The organism is Aquabacterium sp. J223 (assembly GCF_024666615.1).
In the GTDB taxonomy this organism is placed as follows: Bacteria; Pseudomonadota; Gammaproteobacteria; order Burkholderiales; family Burkholderiaceae_C; genus J223.
The window spans coordinates 2,448,618-2,462,749 of sequence record NZ_CP088297.1 but is presented as its reverse complement, the minus strand read 5'-3'; the positions used below and the strand labels follow the sequence as shown (position 1 = coordinate 2,462,749).

12 protein-coding genes and 1 pseudogene are annotated in these 14,132 nt (G+C 71.8%); 8 read left to right on the top strand and 5 right to left on the bottom strand.

Features of this window, described 5'->3' with window-relative positions:
- The first annotated feature begins 19 nt into the window (after window positions 1-19).
- Both LRS07_RS11880 and LRS07_RS11875 read left to right on the top strand, forming a co-directional pair.
- Window positions 20-724, top strand: a complete 705-nt coding sequence (locus tag LRS07_RS11880) for a YbhB/YbcL family Raf kinase inhibitor-like protein (RefSeq protein ID WP_260498248.1) — start codon at window positions 20-22, stop codon at window positions 722-724.
- 6 nt (window positions 725-730) lie between these two features.
- The gene (locus LRS07_RS11875) at window positions 731-1,570 is read left to right on the top strand and encodes a helix-turn-helix transcriptional regulator (protein ID WP_260498247.1); all 840 of its coding nucleotides are present in this window, start codon (window positions 731-733) and stop codon (window positions 1,568-1,570) included.
- Between the two features lie 34 nt (window positions 1,571-1,604).
- On the opposite strand, the gene LRS07_RS11870 is transcribed toward LRS07_RS11875, so the two are convergent.
- Together LRS07_RS11870 and LRS07_RS11865 are read right to left on the bottom strand one after the other, a co-directional pair.
- Window positions 1,605-2,795 carry a CaiB/BaiF CoA transferase family protein gene (locus tag LRS07_RS11870; protein WP_260498246.1) on the bottom strand — a complete coding sequence of 397 codons (1,191 nt, stop codon included), beginning with the start codon at window positions 2,793-2,795 and terminating at the stop codon, window positions 1,605-1,607.
- A gap of 8 nt (window positions 2,796-2,803) precedes the next feature.
- A complete protein-coding gene (locus tag LRS07_RS11865) occupies window positions 2,804-3,997 on the bottom strand; it encodes an acyl-CoA dehydrogenase (protein ID WP_260498245.1) in 1,194 nt (397 codons plus the stop codon).
- Window positions 3,998-4,152: 155 nt separating this feature from the next.
- On the opposite strand from LRS07_RS11865, the pseudogene LRS07_RS11860 reads away from it, so the two are divergent.
- The 3 genes and pseudogenes from LRS07_RS11860 to LRS07_RS11850 form a co-directional block, all read left to right on the top strand.
- Window positions 4,153-4,962 (top strand): annotated as a pseudogene (locus LRS07_RS11860) (LysR substrate-binding domain-containing protein); the annotation flags it as partial.
- A 355-nt stretch (window positions 4,963-5,317) separates the two neighbouring features.
- Complete coding sequence (locus tag LRS07_RS11855; protein ID WP_260498244.1) at window positions 5,318-6,055, top strand: FxDxF family PEP-CTERM protein; 738 nt, start codon at window positions 5,318-5,320, stop codon at window positions 6,053-6,055.
- Window positions 6,056-6,201: 146 nt separating this feature from the next.
- Window positions 6,202-7,074 carry a DUF4394 domain-containing protein gene (locus tag LRS07_RS11850; protein WP_260498243.1) on the top strand — a complete coding sequence of 291 codons (873 nt, stop codon included), beginning with the start codon at window positions 6,202-6,204 and terminating at the stop codon, window positions 7,072-7,074.
- 51 nt (window positions 7,075-7,125) lie between these two features.
- Here LRS07_RS11850 and LRS07_RS11845 read toward each other — a convergent pair whose 3' ends face one another.
- Window positions 7,126-7,377 (bottom strand): hypothetical protein, encoded by a 252-nt coding sequence (locus LRS07_RS11845; RefSeq protein ID WP_260498242.1) that lies wholly within the window; start codon window positions 7,375-7,377, stop codon window positions 7,126-7,128.
- Between the two features lie 257 nt (window positions 7,378-7,634).
- Here LRS07_RS11845 and LRS07_RS11840 point away from each other — a divergent pair, with 257 nt between their 5' ends.
- Complete coding sequence (locus tag LRS07_RS11840; protein ID WP_260498241.1) at window positions 7,635-8,066, top strand: hypothetical protein; 432 nt, start codon at window positions 7,635-7,637, stop codon at window positions 8,064-8,066.
- 205 nt (window positions 8,067-8,271) lie between these two features.
- Here the strand turns inward: LRS07_RS11840 and LRS07_RS11835 are convergent, their stop codons facing one another.
- Window positions 8,272-10,992 (bottom strand): hybrid sensor histidine kinase/response regulator, encoded by a 2,721-nt coding sequence (locus LRS07_RS11835; RefSeq protein WP_260498240.1) that lies wholly within the window; start codon window positions 10,990-10,992, stop codon window positions 8,272-8,274.
- Between the two features lie 200 nt (window positions 10,993-11,192).
- Window positions 11,193-11,411 carry a DUF3606 domain-containing protein gene (locus LRS07_RS11830; RefSeq protein WP_260498239.1) on the bottom strand — a complete coding sequence of 73 codons (219 nt, stop codon included), beginning with the start codon at window positions 11,409-11,411 and terminating at the stop codon, window positions 11,193-11,195.
- A 155-nt stretch (window positions 11,412-11,566) separates the two neighbouring features.
- On the opposite strand from LRS07_RS11830, the gene LRS07_RS11825 reads away from it, so the two are divergent.
- The gene (locus LRS07_RS11825) at window positions 11,567-12,283 is read left to right on the top strand and encodes a response regulator (RefSeq protein ID WP_260498238.1); all 717 of its coding nucleotides are present in this window, start codon (window positions 11,567-11,569) and stop codon (window positions 12,281-12,283) included.
- Window positions 12,280-14,112, top strand: a complete 1,833-nt coding sequence (locus tag LRS07_RS11820) for an ATP-binding protein (RefSeq protein WP_260498237.1) — start codon at window positions 12,280-12,282, stop codon at window positions 14,110-14,112. The genes LRS07_RS11825 and LRS07_RS11820 overlap by 4 nt, the downstream gene beginning before the upstream one ends.
- Window positions 14,113-14,132 lie beyond the last annotated feature (20 nt).

Below are 14,132 nucleotides of genomic sequence, written 5' to 3'. Positions count from 1 at the left end.
GGGAGGTGCTTGCAGATTCTTGCGCGAGGAGGCGCCGATCCTGCGCCGGGGCGTTGGGGATTTCCCGATTCGGCCCGTGATCGGATCGGCACCAAAGTTGATCGGCCGTGCATCGATGAGCCTGCCGGGCGATCCGACACTGAAGCCTCGACCAATTCACCGAGGACGCCGAATGCACCGATCCATCCACCCTGCCCTCTTCCTGCTGTGCGGACTCGCCGTCGCGGCCACCGGCCAGGCGGCCGACTTCAGCGTGTCGGTCCCCGACGCGCCGGGTGGTCGCTTCGCAGCACCGCAGTTCCTGGACAAGATGGGCTGCACCGGCGGCAACGTCTCGCCGCGCATCACCTGGTCGAACCCACCCGCCGGCACGAGGAGCTTCGTCGTCAGCGTGTACGACAAGGACGCGATGACCGGCTCCGGCTGGTGGCATTGGGTGGTGGTCAACGTGCCGGCTCGCGCGACCGAACTGCCGGCAGGTGCCGGAACCGACCCCAAGGCACTGCCCGCCGGCGCGTTGCAGACCAACACCGACGGCGGCTATCCCGGCTACGGCGGGCCATGTCCGCCGGTCGGCCAGACGCACGATTACGTGGTGACGGTGAAGGCGCTGAAGGTCGACCAGCTCCAGCTGCCGCCCAATGCGACCGGCGCGATGGTCGGCATGATGTCCAACCTCCAGAGCCTGGGACAAGCCACGACCATCGTCAGGGCCGGCCGCTGATCGGCCATGGCCCTGAGCAGCCAGGCACGCAACATCGAGCGCCGCGAGGGCGTCGGCATGGTGGCGCGCATCCTGCTCGCGGCCGAGGTCGGCCGTGTCCACCTGACCATCGACCAGCCGGTGTTCATTCTGGTCGAACACGGCACCAAGACGCTGCGCTGCGGCCACCGCGAATGGCATGTGCGCGCCGGCGAAGCGATCGCGGTGGCCGCTGGCCTGAAGGTCGAGATCGTCAACCGCATGGGTTCGGACGGGCGCTACGAGGCCTGGTGGCTGTGCTGCGACGCTTCGCTGCTGGAGGGATCGGCGCCTGTGCTGCGCACCGGCGAGCCGGTCGTCGATGCCTGGCCGATGCGCCCCCTGTCCTCCGAAGCCCTAGAGGCCTTCGCCCGTGCACGCAGCGCGGTGAGTGCGCCGGAACGGGTGCCGCTGTCCGTGGCGCGCCAGCGTGTGGCCGAAATGCTGGTGTGGCTGGGTGAACATGGCGCGCACTTCGTCGACGCCGAGCCTGCCACGCTGAGCCGGCAATTGCGGCGCTTGCTGACCACGTCCCCCGGCACGACGTGGAGCGCCGACGTGGTGGGTCGGCACCTGGCCATGAGCGAAGCCACGCTGCGACGGCGCCTCGCCGCCGAAGGCACCAGCCTGACCGAGTTGCTGGTCGATGTGCGCATGTCCTATGCGCTGACCCTGCTGCAGGCCACGGACCGCTCCGTCGCGACCATCGCGAACGACGCCGGCTACGAGTCGGCGTCGCGATTCGCGCTGCGCTTCCGGCAGCGCTTCGGTTTTGCGCCGACCGAGGTGCGTGGGCATCGCCGCGCGGTGCCGAGAACCGCCAATTGACCCCTTCAAGGAGAATCCGCCACGGCCGCGCCGGCTAGCCGTTCCGGCCCAACCAGTCGCGCAGCACCTCGTCCCCGTGGACGCCGAGGTCCGGCGGCGCGTGCCGGTATTGCACCGGCGAAGCGGACAGCTTGAGCGGGCTGCCCGCCACCTGCAGCGGGCCCAGCCGCGGGTGCTGCAGCGTCACCGCCATGCCGCGGGCCAGCACCTGCGGTTCGGCGAACACCTGGTCGATGCGGTTGATCGGCCCGCACGGCACGGCATGCGCCTCCAGCGCCTGCACCCATTCGGCGGTGGTGCGCAGCACGGTGGTCTGGCGCAGCAACGGGATCAGCGTCTGGCGATGGCGCACCCGTTCGGTGTTGGTCGCGAAGCGGGGGTCGTGCGCCCACTCGGCCCGGCCGGCCACGTCGCAGAAGCGGGCGAACTGGCCGTCGTTGCCGATGGCCAGGATCATGTCGCCGTCGGCCGTCGGGAAGTCCTGGTAGGGCACGATGCTCAGGTGCGCATTGCCCATGCGCTGCGGCACCACGCCGGCCAGCAGCGCGTTGGCCGCCTGGTTGGCCAGGCAGGCCACCTGCACGTCGAGCAGGCCCAGGTCGATGTGCTGGCCGAGCCCGGTGCGCGCGCGGTGCTGCAGCGCCGCCAGCACGCCGATGGCGGCGTACAGCCCGGTCAGGATGTCGGCCACCGCCACGCCGACCTTCTGCGGGCCGCCGCCCGGCTGGTCGTCTCGCTCGCCGGTCACGCTCATCAGCCCGCCCATGGCCTGGATGAGGAAGTCGTAGCCGGCGCGCTGGGCGTAGGGGCCGGTCTGGCCGAAACCGGTGACCGAGCAGTAGATCAGGCGCGGGTTCAGCGCCGACAGGCTGGCATGGTCCAGCCCGTACTGCGCCAGACCGCCGACCTTGTAGTTCTCGATCAGCACGTCGGCCTCGGCGGCCAGCCGACGCACCAGCGCCTGGCCCTCGGCGCTGGCGATGTCGATGGCGATCGACCGCTTGTTGCGGTTCGCGCTGAAGAAATAGGCCGCGTCGTCGGTGGCCTCGCCCGAGCGGTCCAGCACCCAGGGCGGGCCCCAGCCGCGGGTGTCGTCGCCGCTGCCGGGACGTTCGACCTTCACCACGTCGGCGCCCAGGTCGCCCAGCAGCTGGCCGCACCACGGGCCGGCCAGCACCCGCGACAGGTCCAGCACCTTGACGCCCGACAGGGCACCTGCGTTCATCTGCACGCTCAGTTCGAGAACGCCGCGATGCCGGTGATGGCGCGGCCGAGGATGAGCGCGTGCACGTCGTGCGTGCCCTCGTAGGTGTTGACCACCTCGAGGTTGACCAGGTGGCGGGCGACACCGAACTCGTCGCTGATGCCGTTGCCGCCCATCATGTCGCGCGCCAGGCGGGCGATGTCCAGCGCCTTGCCGCAGTTGTTGCGCTTGAGGATGGAGGTCACCTCCACCGCGGCGGTGCCGGCGTCCTTCATGCGGCCCAGCTGCAGGGCGCCCTGCAGGCCGAGCGCGATGTCGGTGCACATGTCGGCCAGCTTCTTCTGCACCAGCTGGTTGGCCGCCAGCGGCCGGCCGAACTGCTTGCGGTCCAGCACGTACTGGCGGGCGCGGGCATAACAGTCCTCGGCCGCGCCCATGGCGCCCCAGGCGATGCCGTAGCGGGCGCTGTTCAGGCAGGTGAAGGGCCCCTTCAGGCCGCGCACCTCGGGGAAGGCGTTCTCCTCGGGGCAGAAGACGTTGTCCATCACCACCTCGCCGGTGATGGAGGCGCGCAGGCCCACCTTGCCGTGGATGGCCGGGGCGGTCAGGCCCTTCCAGCCCTTTTCCAGCACGAAGCCGCGGATGTGGCCGTCCTCGTCCTTGGCCCAGACGACGAACACGTCGGCGATCGGGCTGTTGGAGATCCACATCTTCTGGCCGGTCAGGCTGTAGCCGCCCGGCACCTTCTTCGCGCGCGTGACCATGCTGCCCGGGTCGGAGCCGTGGTCGGGCTCGGTGAGGCCGAAGCAGCCGATCCACTCGCCGCGTGCCAGCTTGGGCAGGTACTTCTGCTTGGTCGCCTCGTGACCGAAGGCCTCGATCGGCACCATGACCAGCGACGACTGCACGCTCATCATCGAGCGGTAGCCCGAATCCACCCGCTCCACCTCGCGGGCGATCAGGCCGTAGGCCACGTAGTTGAGGCCGGCGCCGCCATAGGCCTCGGCGATGGTCGGGCCCAGCAGGCCCAGCTCGCCCATCTCGCGGAAGATGGCCGGGTCGGTGGTCTCCTCGCGGAACGCCTGCAGCACCCGCGGCGCCAGCCGGCCCTGGGCATAGGCGTGCGCGGCCTCCTGGATGGCGCGTTCGTCCTCGCTGAGCTGCTGGGACAGCGCGAGCGGGTCGTCCCATTGGAAGCGGGTCTGGTTGTGCTTGGAAGTCATTTGTACGTCCTTTCCTCAGGCGCTGTCCCACAATGGCAGATGGCCCCAGGACACAGCGGCGGCCACTGTAGGAGGCGGCCCGGTCGCCGGCAAACGCTTTCTTCGCACGGCTGCGTGCGTTTTCAGAACTCGACAAGCCCTGGACGGTCAGCCGCATGCGCCGCAAGATCCCCTCCACCACCGCCCTCACCGCCTTCGAGGCCGCCGCCCGGCACGAGAGCTTCACCAAGGCGGCGCTGGAGTTGTCCGTCACGCAGAGCGCGGTGTGCCGCCAGGTCGGCGCGCTGGAGGACTTCCTCGGCGTCAAGCTGTTCCGCCGCGGCCGGCACGGCGTGGCCCTCACGGAGGCGGGCCACCACTACGGCCGCCGGGTCGCCGCCCGCCTGGACGAGGTGGAGCGCGACACGCTGGACCTCATGGGGCACGCCGGACAAGGCGGCGCGCTGGAACTCGGCGTCGTGCCCACCTTCGCCGCGCGCTGGCTGCTGCCGCGGCTCGGCCGCTTCCACCGCGCGCACCCGGGCATCACGGTGCACCTGTCCTCCCGCACGCGGCCCTTCCTCTTCGAGCAAAGCGGCCTGGACGCCGCCATCCACGCCAGCGACGGCGGCTGGCCCGGCACCCAGGCCTTCGCGCTGATGACGGAGGCGCTGGTCGCGGTCGGTTCGCCGGCCCTCCTCGGCGAGGGCGCCACCACGCCGGACGACCTGACCCGGCTGCCGCTGCTGCAGATGAGCACCCGCCCTTATGCCTGGCGCCAGTGGTTCACCCGCCAGGGCCTGGTCGCGCCGCACGACCTGGCCGGACCTCGCATGGAGCTGTTCACCATGACGGTGGAGGCGGCGCGCCAGGGCCTGGGCCTGGCCTTGGTGCCGACGCTGTTCGTCGAGGAGGAACTGGCCAACGGCAGCCTGCGGGCCGTCGGCGCCCCGCAACCGAGCGACCGCGGCTATTTTCTGATCGTGCCGGAGGCCCGGGCCGACGAGCCGCTGATCGTCGCGTTCCGCGACTGGCTGTTGGGCGAGGCGACGCCGGGCGCACCGGCGCGTCCTGATGCTGAAAAAATACAGCCGGAATTACAAAACGCCGCCGAGCGCGCGCGCCGTGACTCACCGGCTGTCACATCGCTGACTTGGGAAAGTCAGCCCACGCCTCTTTTGGGGCTTCGAAAAAGCCCGCCCCCTGGGGAAGACCCCCACCCCCCTATGAAGGGGGGTCCAAATCCCACTTCGCCGGAACGCCCATTGCCCCTTGGCGCGGGCGGCCGATGTTGGCCGTCTCGAGTGATCGAAACCCCTTTGGTCCTCCCCGGGAGCAGTCATGAAGTACCCACGAAGTTTTCTAGCAGCCGCCGCCTTGCTGGCGGTATCCGGCGCATCGTCCGCCGTCACGATCAGCGGCTTCACCTTGCCGGACGGCTCGTCGGTGATCACCGGCACGGTGTACGAGAACATCGTCACCGGCGTCGGCCAGACACTGTCGGGCTACGGCACGGTCGGCCAGATCAACGGCCTGCCGCTGTCCACCTACTACAGCGGCGAGCTGACCTTCACGTTCGGCGGCTACACGGTCACGTCCTTCAGCAGCCCGACCAACGTCACCTTCTCCGGCGGCTGGATCAACTTCTACGCCGACGCTTCGGCCGACTTCAACAAGGACGTGGCCGCCTCGGCCGGTGACGGCACGCTGTTCCTGACCCTCGCAGGTCGGGGACTGACGAGCACCAACGTGAACAACGGCGGCGGTCTGCTGCAGGGCTCCGGCAACGGCCTGGCCGATGTCGACTTCACCGGCACCGCCAACGGCAACACCGCCGGTGCTGGCGCGGTGGCGAACGGCTTCTTCAACAACAACGCGTACGGCGGCGCGGACGTGCTGTTCAACACGTCCTACACCATCTACAGCAGCGGCTCGTCGCTGACCCCCGGTGGTGGCCCCGGCGTCGTCGGCAGTGCCGACCTGCACGTCACGCCGATTCCCGAGCCCGAGACCTATGCGCTCATGCTCGCCGGCCTTGGCGTGATGGGTTGGATGTCGTCCCGCCGGCGTTCGCGCTGACGGGACTGCCCCGGTGGGCCTGCCCACCGGCTGAAGGTCCCTCGACAAAGGCCCGGCCTCCGCCGGGCCTTTTTTCGTGCATCCGGTCGCAACCGATGCGGCGCAGACCGCGTACAAGGGTGGGTCAACCACTTCCCGTACCGACCATGAAGCTTCGCCTTGCCTCCGTCGTCGCCGCCGCCTCGCTGCTGGGCGCCTGCGCCTCGCCCATGGTTTCCGGCCCGCCGGCCAAGGAGACGCTCTTCGCCGTCACCGCAGACCAGCGGTTGCTGAAGTTCAACGGCGGTCAGCCGGAGAAGCCGATGGCGACGATGCGGCTCACCGGCCTCGCTGCCGGGGAACGGGTGCTGGGCATCGATTTCCGCGTGGCCCGCGGCCAGTTGTTCGCGCTCGGCAGCAGCGGCCGCCTGTACCGCGTCGACACCACCAGCGGTGCGGCCACGGCCGTCGGCGAGCCCTTCGCCGTGGCGCTGCAGGGCACCGAGTTCGGCTTCGACTTCAACCCCACGGTGAACCGCATCCGGGTCGTCGGCAACCAGGGGCAGAACCTGCGATTGCACCCGGACACCGGTGCGGTGGTGGACGGCAACGCCGACCAGCCGGGCGTGCAGACCGACGGCATGCTGGCCTACGACGCGGCAGACCCCGCCGCCGGCCGCCGACCCGCCGTGGTGGCGGCCGCCTACACCTACAACAAGGACAACGACAAGATCACCACGAACTTCGCCATCGACGCGGCGGCCGGTACGCTGGTGACGCAAGGCAGCCGCGAGGGCGTGCAGCCGGTCGTCTCGCCCAACTCGGGCCGGTTGTTCACGGTGGGATCGCTCGGCGTGGGGCCGATCGAGCGCGCCAACTTCGACATCAGCGACATCGGCAACGTGGCCTACGCCACCATCACCGCGCCGGGTGCCACCCAGGCCACGCTGTACCGCCTGAACCTGACCACGGGCGCGGCCACCCGCGTCGGCGTGGTGGCCGCGGGCGAGGCCATCACCGGCATCGCCATCGAGCCCTGACCGCGAAGGACACCACGCGGCCGGCCCGAAAGCCGGCCGCCGGGCCAGTCCTCAACAGGTCAGGCGGCCGGTGCGGCTGCGGATCATCGACCGGGCCTGCTCCATCGCGTAGGACAGCGCCTCCTGCGGCGAATCCCAGCGGTGGCCGCCGGCCAGCGCGGTGTCGCGGTAGGCCTCGCGCGGGGACTCGCGCCCCTGCATGCGGCTGATGACCAGCGCCGCGATGTAGCCATGGCCGTTCGGCGCTTCCAGGGCGCCGGCGTAGATCCGGTAGTCACCTTCGGTGCGTTCATCGAAATGCACGATGATGTCCTCTCAACTGCTCAGCCGCCCCGAGCCCCTTGCACCGGGACAGCGGACCGCATGGTGAACAGCGTCCGGCGGCGGCGCGTCGCCCAAAAGGGGGGAAATCCCCCCTCAGGGGGAGGCCTGCGACGCGCCGCGTCGCCAGCCCGTGCAAGGCACCGCCTTGTCGGGCTTGCCCGGCATGCGGACGAGGCGGACGCTGCTGCTGTCGCGGCGGCCGGCGACGCGATGATCACCGCTTCAGGAGAACCGACATGCCACACCACCCCCTTTCGACACGAGTTCTGCTGGCATTCGGCGTCGCCGCCGCCGGCCTGCTGACCAGTGGCGCCGCGGCGGCGCAGTCGGACGTCCAGCAGCGCTACCAGGCCGAACGCGCCGCCTGCCTCGAGGGCCGAAGCCAGCAGGACCGCGCCACCTGCCTGCGCGAGGCGGGCGCCGCCGCACAGGCCGCCCGGCAAGGCCAGTTGGCCACCGACCCGGCCGCCGAACGCAACCGCACGGCCCGCTGCGAGCGGGTGCCGGCAGAGGAGCGCAGCGCCTGTCTGGCCCGGCTCGAACGCGGCACGGTGTCCGGCAGCGTGGCCGAAGGCGGCGTGCTGCGGGAGTACCGCGAGATCGTGCCCGCGGCGCCGTCCCCCTCGAGCACCGCGCCCGCGGCCACCGGCCCCTCGACGGCGCGCTGACCGCGATGGCCTGAACAGGCACCCGGCCGCAGGCCTGATCGTCATACCGCAGTCATGCGGGGCGATCACAATGTCGTCATTGCCGGCATGCAACCGACCGCAGCACTGGGCGGAACCGGGGAACCCGTGACCCCTTGCCGGCAGAACCCCGTCGGACGTCGCATTGGCGCCGTCCGTCCGGTGAAAGAGCCCGTGAACCTGTCGGTCACGGGCTTTTTTCTTGGCGTGCCGCGGACTCGCGCAGCAAGTCAAGCACCTGTTCCGCATCCGCCGGCTTGACCAGCCGGTGGTCGAAGCCCGCCTCGCGCATGCGGCGGTCCTCGTCGTCGCCTGCGCGCCCCGTCAGGGCGATCAGGCGCAGCGTCGGCCGGCGTGAGCGCAACTGCACCGCCAGCTCGCAGCCGTCGAGGTCCGGCAGACCGATGTCCAGCACCGCCACCTCGGGCTCGAAATCGTCGGCCAGCGCCAGCGCCGCGCTGCCGCTGTAGGCCACCCTCGCACGGTGGCCGGCCAGGCCGAGCAGTTCGGCCATGCTGTCGGCCCCGTCCTGGTTGTCGTCGACGACCAGGACACGGCGCCCGGTGCCGCCGTCGGTCGATGACGCTTCGGTGCTCGTGGCAGGGCCGCCCCCAGGCGGTTCGGCCCGCGGCAGCCAGACGCTCAGCGTGGTGCCCCGGCCCAGCCCTTCGCTGTGCGCCTCCACCTGCCCGCCGTGGAGTTCCACCAGACGCCGCACCACCGCCAGGCCGATGCCCAGGCCGCCTTCGGCCCGGTGCAGCGTGCCCCGCACCTGCGTGAACGGGTCGAACAACGTGGGCAGGGCCTCGCGTGGCAGGCCCGAGCCGTTGTCCTCCACCGTGATGACGGCCCGCGGCCCCTCGCGCGCCAGCGTCAGACGGATCTTGCCGCCCTCGTCGGTGTACTTGGCGGCGTTGCCCAGCAGGTTGGCCACCACCTGCAGCAGGCGGGTGGCGTCGCCGCGCACGTGCAGCGGCGCGCTCGGGCCCTGCAGCACCAGGCGGTGCCCGCGCGAGTCGATGAGCGGCCGCACCGCCTCCACCGCCTCGCGCAGCACATCGGCCAGGTCCACCGGTGCCAGCCGCAGTTCGATCTTTCCCTGCGTGATGCGGCCGATGTCCAGCAGGTCGTCGATCAGGCGGGTCAGGTGACCGGCCTGGCGCTGCACGCGCTCGGCCGCGCGGGCGATGTCACAGCGTTCGCCGGCCAGTCGGCACAGCAGGTCGGCGCTGGCGCGGATCGGCGCCAGCGGGTTGCGCAGCTCGTGGCCCAGCATGGCCAGGAAGCGGTTCTTCTCCTGGTCGGCACGTTCGAGCGCGCGGCTGCGCTCCTGCAGCGCCTCGCGCAGCAGCCGCTGCTCGGTCACGTCCAGGTCCACGCCGAGCAGGGCCGTCGGCGGGGCGCCTTCCACGGCGGGCGGCGGCGCGTCGGCCTCGCAATGCAGCCAGCGCACCTCGCCGTCGAGCAGGATGCGGAACTCCAGCCGAAGGTGCTCACCGGCCGCCGCCCGACGCTGCGCGTCGAAGAAGGCGGCCCGATCGTCCGGGTGCACGCGCGACGCCAGCACGTCGGCGGGCAGCCGGTCGGGGCGGCCCGGCAGGCCCCAGAGCTGACGGTGGGTGGCGTCCGACGTCAGCTCGCGGCGCATCAGGTCGAGCCGCCAGAAGCCCATGCGGCCGGCCTCCAGGGCCAGCCGCAGCTGGGTCTCGCGCTCGCGGGAATCCTCGGCCGCCCGGCGGGCCAGGCGTTCACGCTCACGCGCCAACACCAGCTGCAGCGACTCCTCCTGGCGCAGCTGCTCGCCGTCGTCGGCCCGCTGCAGCGCCTGCTGCAGGATGGCGATCTCGCGCACCTCCACCGGCCGCTGCTGCGCGTGGCGCTGCACCCGACGCGCCTGCAGCGGTTGCATGGCGCTGCGCGCAAGCCGCAGCAGGGGACGCGACAGCTGGGCCGCGCGGCGTGCCGCCACCCAGGCGGTCGCCGCCACCACGGCCACCGTCGCCAGCAGCCAGCCCACCAACAGGCGACGGGCGTCCGCATAGGCCGCATCGGCGGCGCTCTCGATCACCAGCAGCCAGCCGGTGAGCGGCGAGACCGCCGCCACCGCCACCCGCGACGCGACGACGCGGTCGACCGTCTGCGTGCCGGCCGGCAGGTGCAGCACGCCGTCGCCGTGGCCGCGCAGGCGCTCCAGCAGCGCCACCGGCATCGGCCGGCCCACCGACTCCAGGCCGACCACCGTCGAGGCGATCAGGTTGCCGGCACGGTCCGCCATCCACACCTGCAGCACCCCGGGCGGTCGGTCCGTCTGCAACAGTCGCGACAGGTCTTCGGGAGAGAACGAGCAGGTCAGCGCATAGGCCGGGCGACCGGCGCGCCGCACCGGCACCACCACCGCGAGCGCGGGACGCTGCACGACCAGCCCGAAGTACAGGTTGCTGTACACCGGACGGTCCGCGGCCAGCGCTTCATGCACCGACTGCGGAGGCGACCTCGGCAGCGCATGCCCGTGCCAGTCGACCGGCGGCTCGTGGGCCTGCGGGCCGGGGTCCGTCGGCGCGGCATCGGCCGGTTGGGCGGTGTTGAAGAGGTTGCGGCCCTGACCGTCCACCAGCGCGAACAGCATGCCGTCGCGTCGCTGGGCCACCTGCATCGCCATGCCCCGCAGACCCACCCAGTCGCCGCGGTCGATCAGCGGCGAGGTGGCCAGCGTCTCGGTCGCCACCTGGTCCAGCATCAGTTCGCGATCGACCGCGCGCATGAGGGTGAGCGCGCCCTGGCGCAGCCCCGCTTCGGCCTGCGCCGCCTGGCTCGACCAGTGGTTCCACGCGACCAGGGTGCCGGCCCCCGTGAGCAGCACCAGCGGCGGCAGGACCAGCACGAGCAGCGTGCCGCGAAGCGAGCGCAACGCCCGGCCATCCGGTCCGACCGGAGGTGCCAGCGGCATCGGCGCCGACGCGCCACCGCCCGAGGCCCAACCTGCGGCCATCCCACCCCCCTGTGCCTGTCTGGCACCCATCCTGCATCAACTACGAGACGCAGGACAACCACCCGTCGCCCCGGGTTCGCCGTGGGTCGGCCCGGCTGGCCGCCGGGGCCCGAAGGCCGTCAGCCGCCGGCGCCCGGGACGCCGCCGGCACCGGCCGGCCGGCCTTCGCCGCCCGGCGTCGGCGGGTGGTCCTCCAGGTAGCGGCGCACCGCCGCCGCCTGCGGCCCGACCTGCTGCACGGCATGGCGCAGGTCACCCGGGGCCACGTGGAAGACACCGCACCAGAAATCGATGTCCAGTTGGGAGGCGAGGTCGATGCGGTTGGCGTCGGTGGGCATGGGACGGTGTCGAAGAATGGAAGTGGGGCGCCGTCGGCGGAAGTGGCAAGGTCCGTACCCTTGGCGCGGGCTCAGCCAATCAGGGGATGGGCCGGTTCTGCCTCGACCCCCTAGCATCGCGGCCCCGGGCGGCGTGGACACGAGGAGAAACGACGATGAAGGTGCTGCTGGTCGACGATCACCCGCTCATCCTGCAGGCCCTGCAGGTGCTCATCCGCACCATGGGCGACGACGTCACCATGGTCACCGCCGGCAGCGCCCGCGAGGCGCGGGCGGTGCTGGCCGAGGACGATGCCTTCGACCTGCTGCTGCTGGACCTGCAGCTGGGCGACATCAACGGTTTCACCCTGCTGGCCGAGCTGCGCGCCGCCCACCCCGCGCTGCCGGTGGTCGTGGTGTCGGCCTCGGACCGCGCGGCCGACGTGATCCGCGCCATCGACATGGGCGCCATGGGCTTCGTGCCCAAGCGCTCGTCCACCGAGACGCTGACCGATGCCCTGCAGACGGTGATGTCCGGCGGGATCTACGTGCCGTCGATGGTGCTCAGCGGCGGTGGCACACGCACCGACGACCCCGCCGAGCAGGACACCGTGCCGGACGTCATGCGGCCCCACCCGCGCCCGCCCGCCGGCCCGCCCACGCTGAACGGGCTCGGCCTGACGCCCCGTCAGCAGGACGTCATGCAGGGGTTGCTGCAGGGCAAGCCCAACAAGACCATCGCCCGTGAGCTCAACCTGTCGGTGGAGACGATCAAGGACCACGTCGCCGCCGTGCTGCGCGCGCTCAACGTCAGCAGCCGCACGCAGGCCGTGCTGGCCGTCGGCCAGATGCTGCAGCAGCAGCGCGGCGGCTGGCCGCCCTCCCGCCAGTGAGCGTCGGCCTGCCCCTGGCCGCAGCCCCCAGTCCCGAGGAACTGCTGGCCGAGCCGGCGCGTGCGCCCAGCGGCCGGGCCGACCTGGTGCGCAGCTTGTTCACCTACACGCCGGTGTCGCTGGCCAGCCACCTGCTCGGCGCCGCGGTGGTGGTGGTGGTCATGCGCGGGGTGGTGCCCGACGAGCGGCTGTGGTGGTGGTGTGCGGTCTTCGGCGTGCTGTGGGTCGCGCGGCTGGCGCTGGCGTTCGCCTTCTCCCGGCGCCGCCACCCGACGCCGCTGGACGCGTGGCCTCGCTGGCAGGCCGCCTGGAACACCCTCACCCTGCTGGCCGCCGGGCTGTGGGGCCTGGCCGCCTGGTGGTTCTACGGCTGGGGCGACGCGCTGCAGAAGACGGCGCTGCTGATGGTCATCTTCAGCTACTGCGCCGGGGCGGTGCCCTTGCTGGTCGGCCAGCAGCGCATCTTCCTGGCCTTCGCCTCCCTGTGCTTCCTGCCCAGCGTGGCCGTGATGCTGCTGCAGCCGTCGACCAGCGACCGCGGCCTGGCGCTGGTGATGGTGCTGATCTTCGGCCTCACCCTGCTGCTGGGACGCAACTACCAGCGCGCCTTCCACCGCGTGATCGAGCTGAAGGCGCGCACCGACCACCTGCTGGTGCGCCTGCAGCAGGAGAAGGCCACGGCCGATGCCGCCCGGCGCGCGGCCGAGGTGGCCAACCGGGCGAAGACGCAGTTCTTCGCCGCGGCCAGCCACGACCTGCGCCAGCCTCTGCATGCGCTGGGCCTGTTCGCCGAGGCGCTTCGCGGCAAAAGCCAGGACGAGGAGGTGGTGCAGCTCGTGGCCAGCATCAACGACTCGGTGGACGCGCTGGAGGGCCTGTTTTCCGAGCTGCTCGACATCACCCGCCTCGACAGCGGCGGGGTGCAGGTGTCGCCGCGCCATGTCGCCATGCAGGAGGTGTTCCGGCGCCTGCGGCTGCACTTCGAGCCCACCGCCTTCGAGAAGGGCCTGTCGCTTCGCTTTCGCGGCGGCCGGCATGCGGCGCATGCCGACCCGGTGCTGGTCGAACGCATCCTGCGCAACCTGCTCGCCAACGCCATCCGCTACACCGACGACGGCGGCGTGCTGGTCGCCGCGCGACCCCGCGGTGACCGCCTGCTGCTGCAGGTGTGGGACAGCGGCCGTGGCATTGCCGCCGCCGACCAGGACCGCATCTTCGAGGAGTTCTTCCAGGTCGAGCCGCACGAGGTGCCGGCGGACCAGCGCAAGGGCCTGGGACTCGGCCTGGCCATCGTGCAGCGGCTGGCGCGGCTGATCGAGGCGCCGCTGTCGCTGCGGTCGGCACCGGGCCGCGGCTCGGTGTTCGGCGTCAGCGTGCCGCTGGGTCGCATGGCGGCCGTCGACCCGCCGGCGGCCGTCCCGGCCCGGCGTGGCGGCCCCACGCTGGCCGGCCGCTGCATCGTGATGGTCGAGGACGACCTCGCGGTGCGCAGCGGGCTGGAGGTGCTGCTCAAGGGCTGGGGCGCGCAGCTGCACAGCTTCGACGGCCTGCCCGCGCTGCGCGCCTGGCTGGCCGACCGGGCGCCCGATGCGCCCGCACCCGACCTGCTGATCGCCGACTACCGGCTGGGCCAGCAGGACAGCGGCATCGACGCCATCCGCCTGCTGCGTGCCGCCGTCGGTGCGGCGCTGCCCGCGGTGGTGGTCACCGGCAGCGTCATGAGCCACCTCGAGCAGGAGGCGCAGGCCGAGGACTTCCACCTGCTGATGAAGCCGGTGGCGCCGAACCGGCTGCGGGCGATGATCAACTTCAAGCTGGCGCGCGGCTGACGTGGGTGGCGGGCGGGCTC